Here is a 15,019-nt window from a genome sequence, read left to right as displayed (position 1 = left end):
CTCAATGGCCCGAGGCCAGGGGCGCGAGCTGTCGGCTGAGCCTGAGGACGTTGTCGATGACCTGGGGGTCGGTGGATCCGCGGAAGGCGGGGACGGGGTGGGCCTCGGGGCCGATGAGCAGGCCGGTCCGCCCGTCGAGTGAGGCGTCGGTCGCGGCGAGCACGGACGGCCGGGCGGCAACGGACGCGGGACCGGCAGTGGAGCGCTCGAAGGCCCGGCGGACCAGCGGCCACATCAGACGCAGCCCAGGGGAGACGATCTTCGGCGAGGTCATGGTGCCGTTGGTCATGTCGGTCGCGGCGCCGCCCGGGTCGGCCGCGAAGACGGTGATGCCGGTGCCGCGGAGGCGTTCGGCCAGGTCAAGGGTGTAGGCGAGGTTGGCGAGCTTGGCCCGGCCGTACCAGTGGAAGCCGTAGTAGCCCCCCGGCGGTTCGACGGCGTCGAAGGTGCGCTTGGCGACCTTGATCGCACCGGAGCTGACGTTCACGATCCGGCTCGGCTCGCCGGACTTGAGCTGGTCGAGCAGCAGCTCGGTCAGCAGGTACGGCGAGAGATGGTTGACGGCGAACGACGCCTCGATCCCGTCGACCGTCCGCTGCCGCTCCGCGAACATCGCGCCGACGTTGTTGACCAGCACCTTCAGCGGACCCTCGGTCGCCAGCCGTGCGGCGAGCGCCCGGACGTCGTCGAGCGACGCGAGGTCGGCGGCCACGAAGCGCGGGTCGGCTCCGGTCGCGACCTCGGCGATCCGCTCGACCGCGCGGGCGCCGCGCTCGGGGTCGCGCCCGACGACGGTGACCGCGAGCCCGTGCGCCGCCAGTCCCCTGGCGGTCTCCAGGCCGATACCCCCGGTCCCCGCCGTAACCACTGCCCTTGGCTCCACAGCTCTGCCCCTCCGCGTTGGCGCACATCCGGATAGCTATCCGGTTCGATGAGGGCACGCTAGCACAAGCGGATGGCTATCCGGTTGAGGAAGGGTGGGCGGGCGGCCCGGCCGACTGCCTCGGTGGCGGTCGGCCGGTGTACGTGCCAGGGGGAGGGGTGCCGGGGGAGGGGTGCGGTCTGCCGTCCGTCAGCGCGGAGGGCGCAGCCCCTCAAGAAGGACGTCGAGATAGAGCTCTCGGCGGGCGGCGTCGCTGTCGCCGGTGCGTACGGCGTGCTCGATCCCGCAGAGCAGGCGCCGCACGTCCTCCGCCTCGATACCGGCTCGGATGGCACCGCTGAGGCGGGCGCGGTCCAGCAGGTCCGCGACGGCCCGGTCGAGCTCGGCCTTCATCTGCGAGGTCTGTGCCTCGGCATCGTTCGCGGACTCCAGTACGGCGGCGAACCCGGGGTCGTCCAGCGCGCGGTCGAGCGTGAAGCCGAGCAGGCGGTGCAGGCCCGTGAGCGCGTTCTCGGTGGCGGCGGCCGCCTGCGCCTCGTCGAGCAGCTCCCGGAGGCGCTCTGCCGACAGGGCCTCCACCAGCGCATGACGGTTGGGGAAGTGCCGGTACACGGTTCCCACGCCCACGCCGGCGAGCCGGGCGATGGTGTTCAGCTGGAGCGAGTCGTCACCGGCGGCCAACTGCTCCCGGGCGACCTGCAACACCCGGGCACGGTTGCGCGCGGCATCCGCTCGCAGCGCGGGGCCCTGCCCGGTTCTGGGTGTCACGGTCTCAGCATAAAGGGCCGCCGGCAGCCCGAGAGGCGCGGCCTGGCATCCCGAGCGAGAGCGGCAGCACAGGCTGGTCGAAGACCTCGTCAATGCCCTCGATGAGATCGACATCCAGACGCGGCCGTAGTCCCCTCATGCGTCTGGGCCGACTCGTTGCCACTTCGCCTGACCAGGCAGAAGGGGTGACCGGCCGGATCCGTGAAGTCCCGCCACCTGTCCTTCCCCGGCTGGTGAGCCGGCTTCCCCGCCCCCGGCTCCAGCAATCGGGCCTCGGCCGCGTCCAGGTCCTCCACCGCGCAGTCGAGGTGATGGCGGTCAACTTCATCTGCAGCGGCGAGACATCTTCGGACTGATCGGTGAGGCTGGTGGCTCAGGGTGTCATTGTGGCGTCGGAGTTCGGCCGCACGGTCGAGGCGTCGAAGTCACGTAGCGTCTTCGGAGGCACAACTGCCCCTTCCGCGGTCGTACGTTGGACGTTTCCGGCCCTCCGTGGCGGCCGAGTCGCACGCTACGATCCGTGCTGCATGGCGGCAATGTCGTACTACTTGCAGAAAGCGACATGCCGCCCGAACGTCCGGGGGACTGGTGACTGACATGGGCTGTATCCAAAGACTCGTCGTCGTCGTGCTTTTCGACGGTGTCGACCTGCTCGACGTCACCGGACCGCCCGAAGTGTTCACGCTGCTTGAGCGGGAGTTGGACGGGGACTCCGGCTACGAAGTCGTCCTGGCGGCCGAGGCCCTGAACCCCGTCACCACGGCGGCGGGCGTCCGGGTGCTGCCCGATGCGACCTTCGAGGAGGTGGCTCGGCGGCCCATCGACACGCTCATGGTTCCCGGCTCCGTCGAGGTCGACCAACGGCGCCAGGTCCAGGCCCTCGTGGATCCGGGCGTGGTCGCCCGGGTGAAGGAACTCGCCGGCCGCTCCCGCCGTATCGCCTCCGTCTGCGTCGGTGCGCATCTCCTCGCGGCGGCCGGGCTGCTCGACGGAAAGCGCGCCACCACCCACTGGTCGACCGCTCAGCAACTGGCCGCCGAGCACCCGTCGGTGGAGGTTGACGCCGACCCGATCTTCATTCGGCAGGGCGACGTATGGACGGGAGCCGGGCTCACCGCCTGCCTCGATCTGTCGCTGGCCCTGGTGGCGGAGGACTTCGGGGAACCCGCGGCCATGCGGGTGGCCCGACAGCTCGTGATGTACCTGAAGCGGCCCAGCGGGCAGAGCCAGTTCAGCGTGCCTATCGAGACCGGTTCCACGTCCAGACGCATGGACGACCTGCGCCTCTACATCACGCGGAACATAGCCGGGTCGCTGTCCGTCGCCGATCTCGCCGCCCATGTCAATGTCGGCGAACGACAGCTCAACCGGCTGTTCAATGACGAACTCGGCACCACGCCCAGCCGTTACGTCGAAGCCGCCCGTGTCGAAGTCGCACGGCACCGACTCGAAACCACGGACGACACTCTCGACCGCGTGGCGTCGGCCTGCGGCTTCAACACCATCGACACCCTCATACGGGCCTTCCGGCGCAAGCTGAACACCACCCCGACCGAGTACCGCAGCCGGTTCCGGCACTCGGGCACCGGCGACTGAAGCAGGTCTCGTGACGCTGTGATCGCGTCAGTCGCAGGGGCGGCCCGTCCGGAAGGTGGTGGTGGCCTGCGTGATGATGGTGTCCAGCCTGTCCCTGGTGTCGGTCAGCATGTGTATCTGGCGGTCGATGCGGTCCCGCTCGGCCGACAGCCGCTCCAGCAGCTCCGGCGTCACCTCACCGGTCACGACGCAGGGCAGCAGTTCCACGATCGACCTGCTCGACAGCCCCGCCGCGTACAGCTGCTGGATCAGCAGGACGCGGTCGACCGCGTTGTCGGCGTAGTGCCGCTGCCCGCTGGTGCTGCGCTCGGAGCCGAGCAGGTGCTGCTCCTCGTAGTACCGCAGCGCCCGCACACTCACGCCGGTCTTGGCGGCGAGTTCACCGATGCGCATCATTTTCCCCTTGCCTCTGACGTCAGCGTCAGCTCTTAGCGTGACCGACGTACGGGCCAGTGGCCAGAGATTTCATGAGAGAAGCGCGATATGTCCTACGACGGATACACGGATCTGCGCGTGGCGATCGACGCGGGCGTGGCTCACGTCACGCTCGACAACCCGCCGGTCAACATGCTCGACACGACGCTCATCAACGAACTCCACGACTTCGTCGGAGCCGTCCGGGACGACGAGCGGGTGCGCGTGATCGTGCTGCAGAGCGCCGACCCGGACTTCTTCGTCGCCCACGTCGACCTGGGTTTCATGCTCAAGCCGGAGACCTTCGCCGAGCTGGCCAACCCCGACGGCGGCACCGGCGCCGACGAGTCGCTGATCAACCCGATGCAGAAGCTGATGCTGCGCCTGCGCGCGCTGCCGCAGGTGACGATCGCCAAGCTCGCCGGGCGCCTGCGCGGCGGCGGCAACGAGCTGGCCATGGCACTCGACATGCGCTTCGCCGCCCAGGGGCGGACCTGGCTCGCCCAGCCCGAGACCCGCATGGGCATCATTCCCGGTGGCGGCGGCACCCAGCTGCTGACCCCGCTGGTCGGGCGGGCCAGGGCGCTGGAGGTGATCCTGGGCGGGAACCTCTTCGACGCGGACCTGGCCGAGCGCTATGGCTGGATCAACCGCGCACTCCCGGCGGAGGAACTCGACGCCTTCGTCGACGCGCTCGCCCGTCGCATCGCGGTGCTGCGCCCGGAGCAGATCGCCGCGGCCAAGGCGGCGGTCGGTGCCGCGGTCACCAGCGGGAACCTGCTGGAGGGACTCGGCGAGGAGAGCAAGGCGTTGGGCGGGGTGTATCCGGCGCCGGACGCGGTGGTCGACCGTATGCGTGCCGCCGTGGAGGCCGGGGCGCAGACCCGCGAGGGCGAACTCGACCTTGAGGGCTCGCTGGACCGCGTCTCCTGACCGACCCGCGGCCCGTCCCGCCGCGATCAGGCGCAGCGCCTCCTGTTCGCGGCGGGTCGGCTCACCCTCTGTGCTCACCGCCGTGCGGAGACCTCCCCATCCGCCGGACCAACAGCGTCGCGATCGCACAGTGGGGGAGGAGGACAGCCGCCAAGATCGTGATCTCGGCGGGCCGGTGGTGGCGGACGGTCTCGGCCGCCACCAGGGCGATGGCCACCGACGAGACGAACACGGACAGCGCACGATGGAAGCGGCTCACCTCGACGTGCGGCCAGTCGGAGCGAAACTCGGCCAGGAACTGGAGCCGGTCGCGGACTTGACCGATCGCCCATGACGGTGGCCGCAGTGGGTCGACCGGTGTCACCGCCGCCGTGACACTCCCAACTCGAAGAGGTAGCGCTTGGTCACCCGGCCGCCGTACCGCCCGTCGATCAGGCCCGCGATGCACCCCAACAGCCCGTTCCTGGCGGCTTCCGGGAGGGCGCGGTGGCCGGAGTAGGTCCGCAACAGCTCCAGATACTCCGACGTCGTGTAGGTGAGATCCTGCTCGTAGCGGCGGAAGACCGTGGCGCCGAACCGCCCGCTCCGCGCCACCTCCTCCGCATGGTCCAAGCCCTCGACCTCGGCGGCCGCGGGAGGGCGCAGCCCGGGTGGCGTCGCGGGGTCGAAGCGCTCGTAGCAGCGCTGCACCTCCACGAAGAACTCCTCGGTGCCACCCCACACATGCTGGTTGCGCACCACGGCGAGCGCACCTCCCGAACGCAGTGCGTCGGCGGCCTTGGCCATCCGTACCGCCGGGTCGATCCAGTGGAACGCCGTCGCCGAGACGACCGCGTCGAACGGCTGCTCCGGCAACGGCCAGTTCTCGAACTCCGCCGTCACCACGTCCACTTCCACCCACCCCGGCGCCGCGGCCTCGGCGAGGTTGCGGCGGGCGAGCGCGGCCATGCGCGGTCCCGCCTCGACGGCCGTGATCCTGCAGCCGCGCCGGGCCAGAGGCACCGTCGCCTGGCCGGTCCCGCAGCCCACCTCCAGTACGCGGCTGCCGGGGCGGGCACCCGCGAGTTCCACGAGGTCGTCGTACAACTCCGTCGGATATCCGGGTCTGGCCCGGTCGTACAGCTCCGCGTCCTCGTCGAAGATCCGGCTCAGGCGCGCCCGCCGGGACTCGTCGGGCCTGTCGTCGCGTTGTGCGGGCGTGAGGTCGTCGGGCATGCGCAGAGGCTAGCGACAGGGGTTTGGGATGCCGGTCCAACTGTCCGGCATCGGCCTGTTCGCCCGGCCGTCCGTACTACGCGCGGTGAAGCAACCTTCTGTGCGGAACCACCCTCTTCATGATCGAAATCGTCGAACGACCTCGGACGGAAGGGGGAGATCGTTTGATCCTCAATGCAGTGCGAGCCGTGACTGTCGCCGGTCTCGTTGCGGTGTCCTCGGCGGGAGCCGCGGCAGGGGCATCGGCCGAGGGGGCGAGCCCGGCCGCAAGCAGCAGCCCCTCGGCCTCGGTTCGCCTGACATACGTCGTGCCGCAGGGTCTGCGCCTCGAGGCGGGTGACGCACTCTGGTTCGACATCCAGGGGATGCCTCCGGGGTGGGACGCCGTGACGGTCACCTCTCCGGCCCTGGTGGAGCCGATCACCCTCACCCCGGTCAAGAAGGGCGCGACGCAGTCGGTCCAGGTCGACAGGCCGGGAACACGGCACCGCATCCGCTCGGGTCTGCGCGCCGGCACCTACCCCGTCACCGCGACGAGTCATGGCCGTACCGTCGCCACCGCGCGGCTCAAGGTCGCGGCCGAAGGATCCGCGGAGATAGGCCGGTTCGTCATCAGCCCGAGGGACGCGCTTCCCGGTAGCGACGGTTCTGCCCGGGTACGGCCCGGCAGTGAGGTCCGGGTGGTTCTCACCGACCTTCAGGCCGCACCGAACGAGCACTCGCTGACCGTCACCTCGCCCATATTCAAGAGCCCGTTGACCATCCGGACGGGCAGCGCGGACGACCCCGGCTGCAAATGCGACGACGGGGCCACGATCTACGCGGGCCACACGCGGGTGCGCGACGACGTCCCCAACGGCCGCTACAAGCTGACCGTTGTCAGCCACAGTGGGCAGCAGACCACGACGCGGCGGGTCACAGTGGCCGGCAAGCCCGTCGCCCACGGCCCTTCCTGGGTGACCAGTGGTGCCGTCGCGGCCGCGGGTGTGGCGCTCGTCGCGGGCGCCGGGATCGCGCTGCGCCGCCGCCGTACGCGCAAGGCCGCTGCCTCCGCCTAGCGGCGCCCTCGGCAGGGTGTCGCGCGCCCTGCGACCCAGCGAGCGGTGGGCAGTCGCTGCTGCTTGCGCTGCCGACCGCCCTCACCGCTGCCTCTGGCCGCTCTTGGTCCACAGGCGGCTCTTCCCATGCATCTGAATCAGAAAGCATTCCTTGCCTACCTCATACAGACGAATATCCCGCCTCGTGGTCTCGGCAGCCGGAACCGCGCTGCTCCTGGCCGGAGGGGGAGGCCTCGCGCAGGCTCAGGGCGTCACGCCGACGCCCTCGGCCCCGGCCTCCGCAGCCCCGTCCCCCTCGGCGAACGGGGGCAAGCCCTCTCACCGGGCTGTCGACGACGGGAACTGGACGGACGAGGACGCCATCCGTTTCTGGACGCCCGAGCGCATCGCCACGGCCACTGACCCGGCCCTCCCCGCGCAGGCCCAGGCCCCGAGCCCGAACTCAAGCCCAAGCTCAAGCCCGAGCGCGAAGAACGGTCTCCACCGGGTCGCCCCGGCCGGCCCCTCGGCGGCAGCCGACATGCCGACCGCCGAGCACTTCCTCGGGCTGAAGTCCGTAGGGACGATCTTCACCTACACGACGGAGCCGGACACCGGCCACATGCACGCGCACAAGTGCTCCGCCAGTGTCGTGGAGAGCCCGGACCACGATCTGATCCTGACCGCCGGTCACTGTTCCGGTGGCAAGGCGGTCTTCGTTCCCTGGTACGTCGCCGAGAAGACGCTGGACAAGCAGCCGTACGGCTTCTACCGGGTTTCCGACTGGTTCGTCGACAACCGGTACGTGCACAACTCCAAGAAGGCCGTCTCGGACCTGGACTTCGCGTTCGGCCGGCTCAAGCCGTCGCAGACCGGCAAAGAGGCGCAGGACGTGGTGGGCGCGAACAAACTGCTCCGCACGCCCAAGTACCTCAACAAGGTCACGATGGTCGGCTACCCGTCCAGCCACAACCCCGAGGACCACGCCGTACGCTGCCCCACGCAGACGGAGGCGCTGCCCGGCTTCTACCAGATCCAGGCCAAGTGCCGCGGCATGTGGGGCGGTGTCTCCGGCGGCCCCTGGTTCTCCACGGTCGACTGGGCGGCGGGCACCGGAGAGATCATCGGGAACGTCGGCGGCTACAACGGCGGCGGCAACGACGACAACGTCGACTGGCTGACCTACAGCCCCATGCACGGCGACTGGTTCTTCCGCCTGTACGACGAGGCGAAGAAGAACCAGCACGTCTCTCACGGCGCGTCCTACGATCAGCCGGCACTGCCGTACTCCATGGGCAGCGGAGACACCTGGACCCACGCCAGGCTGCTGGCGTCCGGGGAGTACACCGGGGACAAGAACGGCGACATGATCGTTGTCTGGACGGACGGCGAGGTCACGCTCTACATCGGTGACGGCGACGGCGGCTTCGTCGGCGAGCGCCGGCTGTCCGGGCCCAACGACACCTGGAAGAACGTGAAGTCGCTCACCGGCGGCGACTTCTCCGGCGGCGCCGGCTCGGATCTGCTGGCCGTGTGGAACAGCGGAGAGGTGAAGATCCTCCCCGACGTCGGCACCAAGGGCCTGGGCGGTGGGATCAAGCTGGCCGACGCCGGCTCCATCTGGAGCCATGCCGACCAGATCACCGCGGGCAGCTTCGGTACGGCGAAGTACGTCTCCGACCTTCTGGTGCGCTGGAGCGACGGCGAGGTCACCGACTACACGGCGGTCGGCGACAAGGGCTTCGGCACCGAACACCAGTTGCTGAAGCCGAACGACACCTGGAAGCAGGCCACTCTCGTCACCGCGGGCGACTTCACGGGCGGCGCGAACTGGGACACCCTGGTGCGCTGGTCCGACGGAAAGGTCTCCCAGTTCCAGGAGACCGGTCCCGGCGGACTGGGCAAGGAAGTCCAGATGGCCGCGCCGCAGAGCGTCTGGACCCACGACGTGGTGATGACGGCCGGCAGCTACGACAGCAACGGCTGGCCGGACGACCTCGTCGTGCGCTGGTCCGACGGGGAAACGACCATGTACACCCACACGGGCGCCACGTTCGGCACGGAGCGCATGCTCGTCGCTCCGAAGTAGCGAACGCGGTGAGCGCCGGACCCACCGGCCGCCCGACATGAGGAACAGCACCACACGCACATGACAGACCCCACGGGCATCCACCTCGGCATGGCGCCGGGAGCGGGTGCCCGTGCGGGAGTCACGGGCGGTGGGCTGCGCCCTGCCGTTGGGAGAGGGTCAACCTGCGTCTCTCCAGGTCGACTTCGGCGACGGCGACCGTGACTTCGTCGCCGACCTGCACGGTGTCCGACGGCGTCTCTACGGGCGTCGAGCCCAGCTCTCGCAGGTAAACCAAGCCCTGGATTCCGTCGGCGACTTGGACGAAGAAACCGAACGGCACCAGCTTGGTGACCCGTCCCCGCATCGTCTGTCCCACCACAACACTGCCAGCGAATTCCCGGAAGGGGTCCGGCTGCGTGGCTCGCAGGGACAGTCTGGCCTCCAGGTTCCACGTGTCGAACCGCAGGAACTCGCATGAGACCCGCTGTCCGACCCGCACGACGTCGGACACCGCTTCGAAGCGCCGCCAGGACAGTTCGGGGACCGTGATGAACCCGACGCCGGGGAAGACCGGGTGTCCGGGGCCGTCGTCCAGGGCCACGAACACGCCGAACCGCTCGATCGCTGCGACTGTGCCGGAAAGCAGTTCGCCGCGGTGGAGCGACTCCAGGAAGGCCCAGAGTGCCGGGTTCTCAGACGGTCCGCCCATACTGCTCAGCCCTTCGCCCATGCCGCTCAGCCTTTCATGAGGGGCTGAGCGCGGGCCCGCGACCGGGCGACCCGACGAGCGGGGCCGGACTGGCCGCCCCCTGATGGTCGCCGGACTCGCCGGCTCACTGCCGTACACGCTCAGCAGTGGCCTCACGGCGCAGCACGTGCCCGCCGCGGCCGCGCACACCGTCGCCTCTCTGCCGCCGGTCGGGGTCCTGTTCGCCGCGTTCCTCGGCTACAACCCCATCCAGCAACTCCTGGGCCCGGCCGTCCTCGGCCACCTCCCGCGGGCCGATGCCGCCGTCCTGACCGGGCGGGACTTCTTCCCGCACCTGATCTCCCGGCCCTTCCACGACGGCCTGGTCATCGTCTTCACACTGGCCATCGCGATGGCTGTCATCGCCGCGGCCACCTTGCTGATCCGCGGCCGCACCGAATCCACCCCTCCCGCGCGCGAGCGGAGGTCATGGGGCTTGCAGAAAGGTGAGTACGGCCCGTACCCGCCGATGGTCGTCGTCGGTCTCGGACAGGCCCAGCTTGCCCAGGATGCTGTGCACGTGCTTCTCCACGGTGCCCTCGGTGACCCACAGACGGCGGGCGATTCCGACGTTCGACCGGCCCTCCGCCATCAGGGCCAGCACCTCGCGCTCGCGGTCGCTCAGCACGTCGAGAGGGTTCTCGCGCCGCTGCACCGACACCAACTCCTGGATCAGGGCCGGATCCACGACGGATCCGCCCTTGGCGATCCTCTTGATCGCCTCCACGAACTCCTCCACGTCCGCGACCCGGCTCTTGAGCAGGTACCCGATTCGCCGACCGCCCGCCAGCAGCTCCATGGCGTGCTCGACCTCGGCATGCGCGGACAGCACCAGGATGCCGATGCCCGGCAGCTCACGGCGGATGACGCGGGCCGCCTCCAGACCTTCCGTGGTGTTGGTCGGGGGCATGCGGATGTCGACGACCACCAGGTCGGGCTCCGTTTCCCTGGCGAGTCGCAGCAGGGCCTGGCCGTCCCCGACCTGCCCGACGACGGACACCTCGGACCGCTCCAGCAAGCTGGCCAGGCCCTGGCGGAGCAGCACGTCGTCGTCCGCCAGAACCACCCGCAACTGCGTCATACGGCGCCCTCCACCGTCATGTGCGGCAGGGTCGGCAAGTCCCCGGCCACAGCGAGACCGGCCTGCTTACCAGCAGACTCTCACGGTCATCAACCGCGCGGCGACCGCGAACCGACCGGCTTCCGGCGCCTCTGCGCGGCACTCGGTGGGGTGCCACACTTAATAGGTGAAGGCTGCACAAGCCGGACAAGGGAAGCGACGCGATGGCGCATCGCCGGGCGGAAGCGCTGAGCCGGCGCCGACTGTATGGACTGATCGCCGGTACGGCGATGGTGGCTGCCGTCACCGGCCTCCTGGACGTCCTTGAGCCGTACGTACTGCCCCTGCACCTTCTGGCGCTCTACCTGCTCGTGGTCCTGGTCGTGGCCATGGTGTGGGGGACCGTACTCGCCGTCGTCACATCGGTACTGAGCGTCGTGGCCTATCTGTACCTGTTCGCGCGGCCGCAAGGATTCGAGAACGCCGACTCGCAGACCGCCGTGGCTTTGGCGGCCTTCCTGGTCACGGCGGTGGTCGTGGGGCGGCTGGCGGCCCGGTTGCGGCACGCGGCGCTCGTGTCGGCACAGCTGTCGCGGGAGCAGTCCGCGCTGCGCCGGATCGCCACACTCGTCGCACGGTCGGCCCAGCCGTCGAGGGTGTACGAGGCCGTCACCCGCGAGGTGGGCCTCCTGTACGGCGCCGATCTGGCCTGCATGGAGCGTTACGAGGCGGACGGCTCCGTGAGATCCGTGGCCACCTGGAGCCGCCGGAGCGGGCCGGGTCCGCCGAGCGTCGGCGCCCGGCTCGCCCTCGACGGACTGGATGTCGCCCACGAGGTCCGGCGAACCTGCGATCCAGTCCGTGTCGAGGACTTTCGGTACGCCACGGGTTCGATCGCCCGGGAGGCGCGTGCCCTGGGCATCCGCTCGTCGGTCGCGTGCCCGATTCTCGTGGCCGGGCGGGTGTGGGGGGTGATCGTCACGGCGAAGAAGAGCGACGACCCCTTCCCGGCGAACACCGAGGCCCAGATCGCCGCGTTCACCGACCTCGTCGCCATCGCCATCGAGAACGCCGAGGCCAATGCGGAGCTGGCCGCCTCACGAGCGCGAATCGTCACCGCCGCCGACGGGGCACGCCGCCGCATCGAGCACGATCTGCACGACGGCGTCCAGCAGCGGCTCGTCACACTGCTCATCCGGCTGAACAACGCGGAGACGACGGTCCCGTCGGATCTGGACGGACTGGACGATCTGCGCACGGAACTCCACGACGTCGCGGGCGGACTCAGGGACGCGTTCGACGAACTGCGTGAGGTGGCGCGCGGCATCCATCCGGCGATCCTGGCTCAGGGCGGCCTCGCACCCGCGTTGAAGGGGCTCGCCCGCCGATCGGCCATCCCCGTCGAACTCGACGTGCACGTCGAAGAGCGACTACCCGAGCCGGTCGAGGTCAGCGCGTACTACGTCGTCTCGGAGGCGCTGACGAACGCGGTCAAGCACGCGCAGGCCACGCTCGTCACCGTCAGGGTGGAGGCCGACTCCAAGCTGCTACGGGTCCATGTGCACGACGACGGCGTCGGTGGCGCCGACTTCGCCGCCGGCGGTACCGGGCTCGTGGGCCTCAAGGACCGCGTGGAGGCGCTCGACGGCACGATGTTCCTGGAGAGTCCGCGCGGTGCGGGAACCACACTCATCGCGGAGCTGCCGCTGGTGCCGACCGAGCGTGCCGGTCACGACTAGCTCGCCAGCCGTACGGCGGCATCCTGGGCTGCCGAAAGGGGCCGGCTTCGTGCCGGCCCCTTTCCCGTCGGAGCTACCAGCCCCAGTCGCTGAAGTAGCCGCGGTCGTGGTCGCCGCGGTCGAAGAAGTAGCCGCCGTAGCCGCCATGGCCGTAGCCGCCGTGGTCACCGCCGTAGCCGCCGTGATCACCGCCATAGCCTCCGCCGCCATGGCCTCCGCCACCGTGGTCTCCGCCGCCATAGCCTCCACCGCCGTGGCCCCCGCCGCCATGGCCTCCGCCACCGTGGCCTCCGCCGCCACCGCCTCCGCCGCCGTGGTCACTGGCGAAGGCGACCATGGAGACGACGTGACCGTGAACAGCGTCCACCGATGTGGCCGGAGCGGCGACGGCCGACGCGGCACCTCCCAGGGCCAGCGTCAGTCCTGCGAGGGCAGCGACGGGCCATTTGACATTACGCATGATCAATCTCCAGGAACGGATCGAAACTGAGAGCGCGTCGAGCGCGCAGGGGTGACGGCGCAGAGGCCGTCGGGCGCTTGCACCATCAACATCCGTTTTGTTCCTTTTCTGCGCATTCCACGTTGCCTTTGCGCGGAAGAGCGGGACAACCCTGGAGGCTGGTAGGGGCTCTACCGGCCAGCGGTAATGGCCTCCCTCGCGGCGGGAACCGAAGGGGATCAGCGCGTGACGTAGACCGTCGCCGACGCGGTCGAGGACGTGTGGAGGTCGTCGCCGGGCCAGCTGACGGTGTAGGTCACCTCGCGCCGGGTGCGCGGAATGTCGTTGATGGTGACCGTGCCGTCCGCGCCGACGGTCACCGACGACAGCGTGCCGGTGCCGAGCCGGTCGGTCCGTACGACCTTCAGCACGGCCTTGTCCGGCAGCGCCTTGCCCTGCGCGCTGAACGTGCCGGTGATGGTGATGCCCCCGCTGAGCGTCGCCTTCTCCGGCGCGGTGAGCGCGATCGAGGTGGGCGCCTTCCCGACGGTGACGGTGTGGGTGAGGTCCTCGGCCGGCCGGTGGGTCAGATCCCCGAGGAAGGACACCTTGTACGTGGCGTCGCCGACGAGATCCGGCTCGTCGAGGACCGTGAAGGTGCCGTCCTCCTTGACGGTGGCGCTGCCCAGATCGTGGGTGCCGGTCGCGTCCGTGCGGGTCGCCCTGACCTTCAGCGGCGTGCCGGGAGCGGGCCCGTCGGACTCCAGCTTGCCGCGCACGGCCAGCGGCTCGCCGGCCACCGCCTGGGCGGGGCTGTGGGTGAGACCGCCGGTGAAGCGGGTGTCGTACTGGACGGCCGGGGGCTGGATGATGTGCAGCCAGTACTGTCCGCCGGCCGCGTTGGTGGTGACCGCGAACAGCCGGGAGCCGTCCGCCGACCACTCCATGCCGCGCGGGGCGACCCGGTCGCCGTCGAGGCTGCCCTCGAAGACGAACTCCAGCGGCGCCGTCGAGTCCGTCGGATCGGCGGGCTGGACCAGCAGGTCGGGCGTGGCGCCGGTGGCCGCCGCGCCGCGCGCGACGTACTTTCCGTCAGCGCTGAAGGCGACCGAACTGGCCGTGGCGCCGGCCGGGAGCGCCTGGTAGCCGTTGGCGGCATCGGTCAGGTCGTCGGTGTTGAGCAGCCGGGTGCCGTAGGCGGCGTCGGCGACGGCGACCTTGCCGCCGTCGGCGGAGAACGCCATGTCCTTGAGGTCGAGCGCGCCATGGCCCGCGCCGTCGGCGAAGCGGCGGGCAGCGTTGCGTACGAGAGAGCCGTTGCTGGTGTCGTACACGGCGAGGAACGGATTGGCCGCGTTGTCGTTGCGCGGCTGACCCATCAGCATCCGGTCGCCGGGGCCGGACTCCAGCTTGATCTTGCCGTAGTCGTTCCAACCGGTGCGGGTGTGCACGCCGTTGACGATGCCGTCCAGGTAGGTCTGGGCGGTGGAACACGCTCCCACGAACTGCGAGTAGGGCGTGGTGAAGTACAACTGACCACCGGAGAAGGCGAGTTCGCGCCCGCAGGTGTCGGTGTTGGTGTACGAGAGGAGGGCCGGTTCGAAGGTGGTGGTGTCATACGTCTGGATCTGCTCGCGCAGACCGGCGTAGAGCTTGGTGCTGTCGGCGTTGAGAGCCAGGCCCGACACATGGGCCGGGGTCTGGATGGTGGTGATGCGCTCGCCCTGGAAGTCGTAGACGGCGATGATGCCCTTGTTGAGGTAGTAGTCGGTGTTGCTGTCCGCGACGAACACGCGCTGGTGCACGGAGTCGACGGCGATCGCCGAGTACGACGAGAACGGCAGCTTGATCACCGCGTCGGAGGCCGCCGCGTGCGCCGCCGGCGCCACGGCGACGGTCAGTCCGGCTCCGGCGAGCGTGACGGCGAGCAACGTCGCCGCGAGGCGTCTGGGACGGTGTGCAGTATTCAACTGTGCCCCCCACAGGCTGTGTTGGGTGCTCACTGCGATCAATGAGACACCTGTAACACCCATGAAACAGGCGTGAAGATCGCCAATTCAAGGGGGCGCGGCGAGGATCGGCGCGTGCGGATCAGACTCGCGGATCAGACTCGACG

Annotated in this window: 15 protein-coding genes and 1 pseudogene; 5 read left to right on the top strand and 11 right to left on the bottom strand. The window is 69.8% G+C overall.

Annotated elements, in window-relative coordinates; genetic code table 11:
- Position 1: 1 nt before the first annotated feature.
- The 3 genes and pseudogenes from IPZ69_RS12405 to IPZ69_RS12395 form a co-directional block, all read right to left on the bottom strand.
- Positions 2-868, bottom strand: coding sequence for an SDR family NAD(P)-dependent oxidoreductase (locus tag IPZ69_RS12405; RefSeq protein ID WP_235454130.1), 867 nt, complete (start codon positions 866-868; stop codon positions 2-4).
- Positions 869-1,072: 204 nt separating this feature from the next.
- Complete coding sequence (locus IPZ69_RS12400) at positions 1,073-1,651, bottom strand: TetR/AcrR family transcriptional regulator (protein ID WP_235454129.1); 579 nt, start codon at positions 1,649-1,651, stop codon at positions 1,073-1,075.
- An 89-nt stretch (positions 1,652-1,740) separates the two neighbouring features.
- A pseudogene (locus IPZ69_RS12395) lies at positions 1,741-1,962 on the bottom strand (VOC family protein); the annotation flags it as partial.
- Between the two features lie 286 nt (positions 1,963-2,248).
- Here IPZ69_RS12395 and IPZ69_RS12390 point away from each other — a divergent pair.
- The gene (locus tag IPZ69_RS12390) at positions 2,249-3,247 is read left to right on the top strand and encodes a GlxA family transcriptional regulator (protein WP_235454128.1); all 999 of its coding nucleotides are present in this window, start codon (positions 2,249-2,251) and stop codon (positions 3,245-3,247) included.
- A 27-nt stretch (positions 3,248-3,274) separates the two neighbouring features.
- Here the strand turns inward: IPZ69_RS12390 and IPZ69_RS12385 are convergent, their stop codons facing one another.
- Entirely contained in the window at positions 3,275-3,640 is a 366-nt protein-coding gene (locus IPZ69_RS12385) for a MerR family transcriptional regulator (protein ID WP_235454127.1), read from the bottom strand.
- A gap of 90 nt (positions 3,641-3,730) precedes the next feature.
- On the opposite strand from IPZ69_RS12385, the gene IPZ69_RS12380 reads away from it, so the two are divergent.
- Complete coding sequence (locus tag IPZ69_RS12380) at positions 3,731-4,594, top strand: enoyl-CoA hydratase/isomerase family protein (protein ID WP_235454126.1); 864 nt, start codon at positions 3,731-3,733, stop codon at positions 4,592-4,594.
- A 61-nt stretch (positions 4,595-4,655) separates the two neighbouring features.
- Here IPZ69_RS12380 and IPZ69_RS12375 read toward each other — a convergent pair whose 3' ends face one another.
- Positions 4,656-4,958, bottom strand: coding sequence for a hypothetical protein (locus IPZ69_RS12375; protein WP_235454125.1), 303 nt, complete (start codon positions 4,956-4,958; stop codon positions 4,656-4,658).
- Entirely contained in the window at positions 4,955-5,809 is an 855-nt protein-coding gene (locus tag IPZ69_RS12370; protein ID WP_235454124.1) for a class I SAM-dependent methyltransferase, read from the bottom strand. Before IPZ69_RS12370 ends, IPZ69_RS12375 begins: the two co-directional genes overlap by 4 nt.
- 386 nt (positions 5,810-6,195) lie before the next feature.
- Here IPZ69_RS12370 and IPZ69_RS12365 point away from each other — a divergent pair, with 386 nt between their 5' ends.
- On the top strand, positions 6,196-6,867 hold the full coding sequence (locus IPZ69_RS12365) for a hypothetical protein (RefSeq protein ID WP_235454123.1): 672 nt from the start codon (positions 6,196-6,198) through the stop codon (positions 6,865-6,867).
- 184 nt (positions 6,868-7,051) lie between these two features.
- Complete coding sequence (locus tag IPZ69_RS12360) at positions 7,052-8,935, top strand: trypsin-like serine peptidase (protein ID WP_235454122.1); 1,884 nt, start codon at positions 7,052-7,054, stop codon at positions 8,933-8,935.
- A 121-nt stretch (positions 8,936-9,056) separates the two neighbouring features.
- Here IPZ69_RS12360 and IPZ69_RS12355 read toward each other — a convergent pair whose 3' ends face one another.
- From IPZ69_RS12355 to IPZ69_RS12345, 3 genes are all read right to left on the bottom strand, one after another.
- On the bottom strand, positions 9,057-9,647 hold the full coding sequence (locus tag IPZ69_RS12355; protein WP_235454121.1) for a S1 RNA-binding domain-containing protein: 591 nt from the start codon (positions 9,645-9,647) through the stop codon (positions 9,057-9,059).
- Positions 9,648-9,750: 103 nt separating this feature from the next.
- Positions 9,751-9,960 carry a hypothetical protein gene (locus tag IPZ69_RS47740; RefSeq protein WP_374293262.1) on the bottom strand — a complete coding sequence of 70 codons (210 nt, stop codon included), beginning with the start codon at positions 9,958-9,960 and terminating at the stop codon, positions 9,751-9,753.
- 132 nt (positions 9,961-10,092) lie between these two features.
- Positions 10,093-10,746 (bottom strand): response regulator, encoded by a 654-nt coding sequence (locus IPZ69_RS12345; protein WP_235454120.1) that lies wholly within the window; start codon positions 10,744-10,746, stop codon positions 10,093-10,095.
- 203 nt (positions 10,747-10,949) lie between these two features.
- Between IPZ69_RS12345 and IPZ69_RS12340 the strand changes: the two genes are divergently transcribed.
- Positions 10,950-12,464 carry a sensor histidine kinase gene (locus tag IPZ69_RS12340; RefSeq protein WP_235454119.1) on the top strand — a complete coding sequence of 505 codons (1,515 nt, stop codon included), beginning with the start codon at positions 10,950-10,952 and terminating at the stop codon, positions 12,462-12,464.
- 73 nt (positions 12,465-12,537) lie between these two features.
- On the opposite strand, the gene IPZ69_RS12335 is transcribed toward IPZ69_RS12340, so the two are convergent.
- Positions 12,538-12,924: a hypothetical protein gene (locus tag IPZ69_RS12335; RefSeq protein ID WP_235454118.1), complete on the bottom strand. Its 387-nt coding sequence runs from the start codon at positions 12,922-12,924 to the stop codon at positions 12,538-12,540.
- Positions 12,925-13,142: 218 nt separating this feature from the next.
- Positions 13,143-14,873 carry an Ig-like domain repeat protein gene (locus tag IPZ69_RS12330; protein WP_235454117.1) on the bottom strand — a complete coding sequence of 577 codons (1,731 nt, stop codon included), beginning with the start codon at positions 14,871-14,873 and terminating at the stop codon, positions 13,143-13,145.
- Positions 14,874-15,019 lie beyond the last annotated feature (146 nt).

The organism is Streptomyces olivochromogenes (assembly GCF_021538895.1).
In the GTDB taxonomy this organism is placed as follows: domain Bacteria; phylum Actinomycetota; class Actinomycetes; order Streptomycetales; family Streptomycetaceae; genus Streptomyces; species Streptomyces olivochromogenes_A.
Note: the sequence above shows the minus strand (reverse complement) of the source record. Positions and strands in the feature narration are given on the sequence as shown.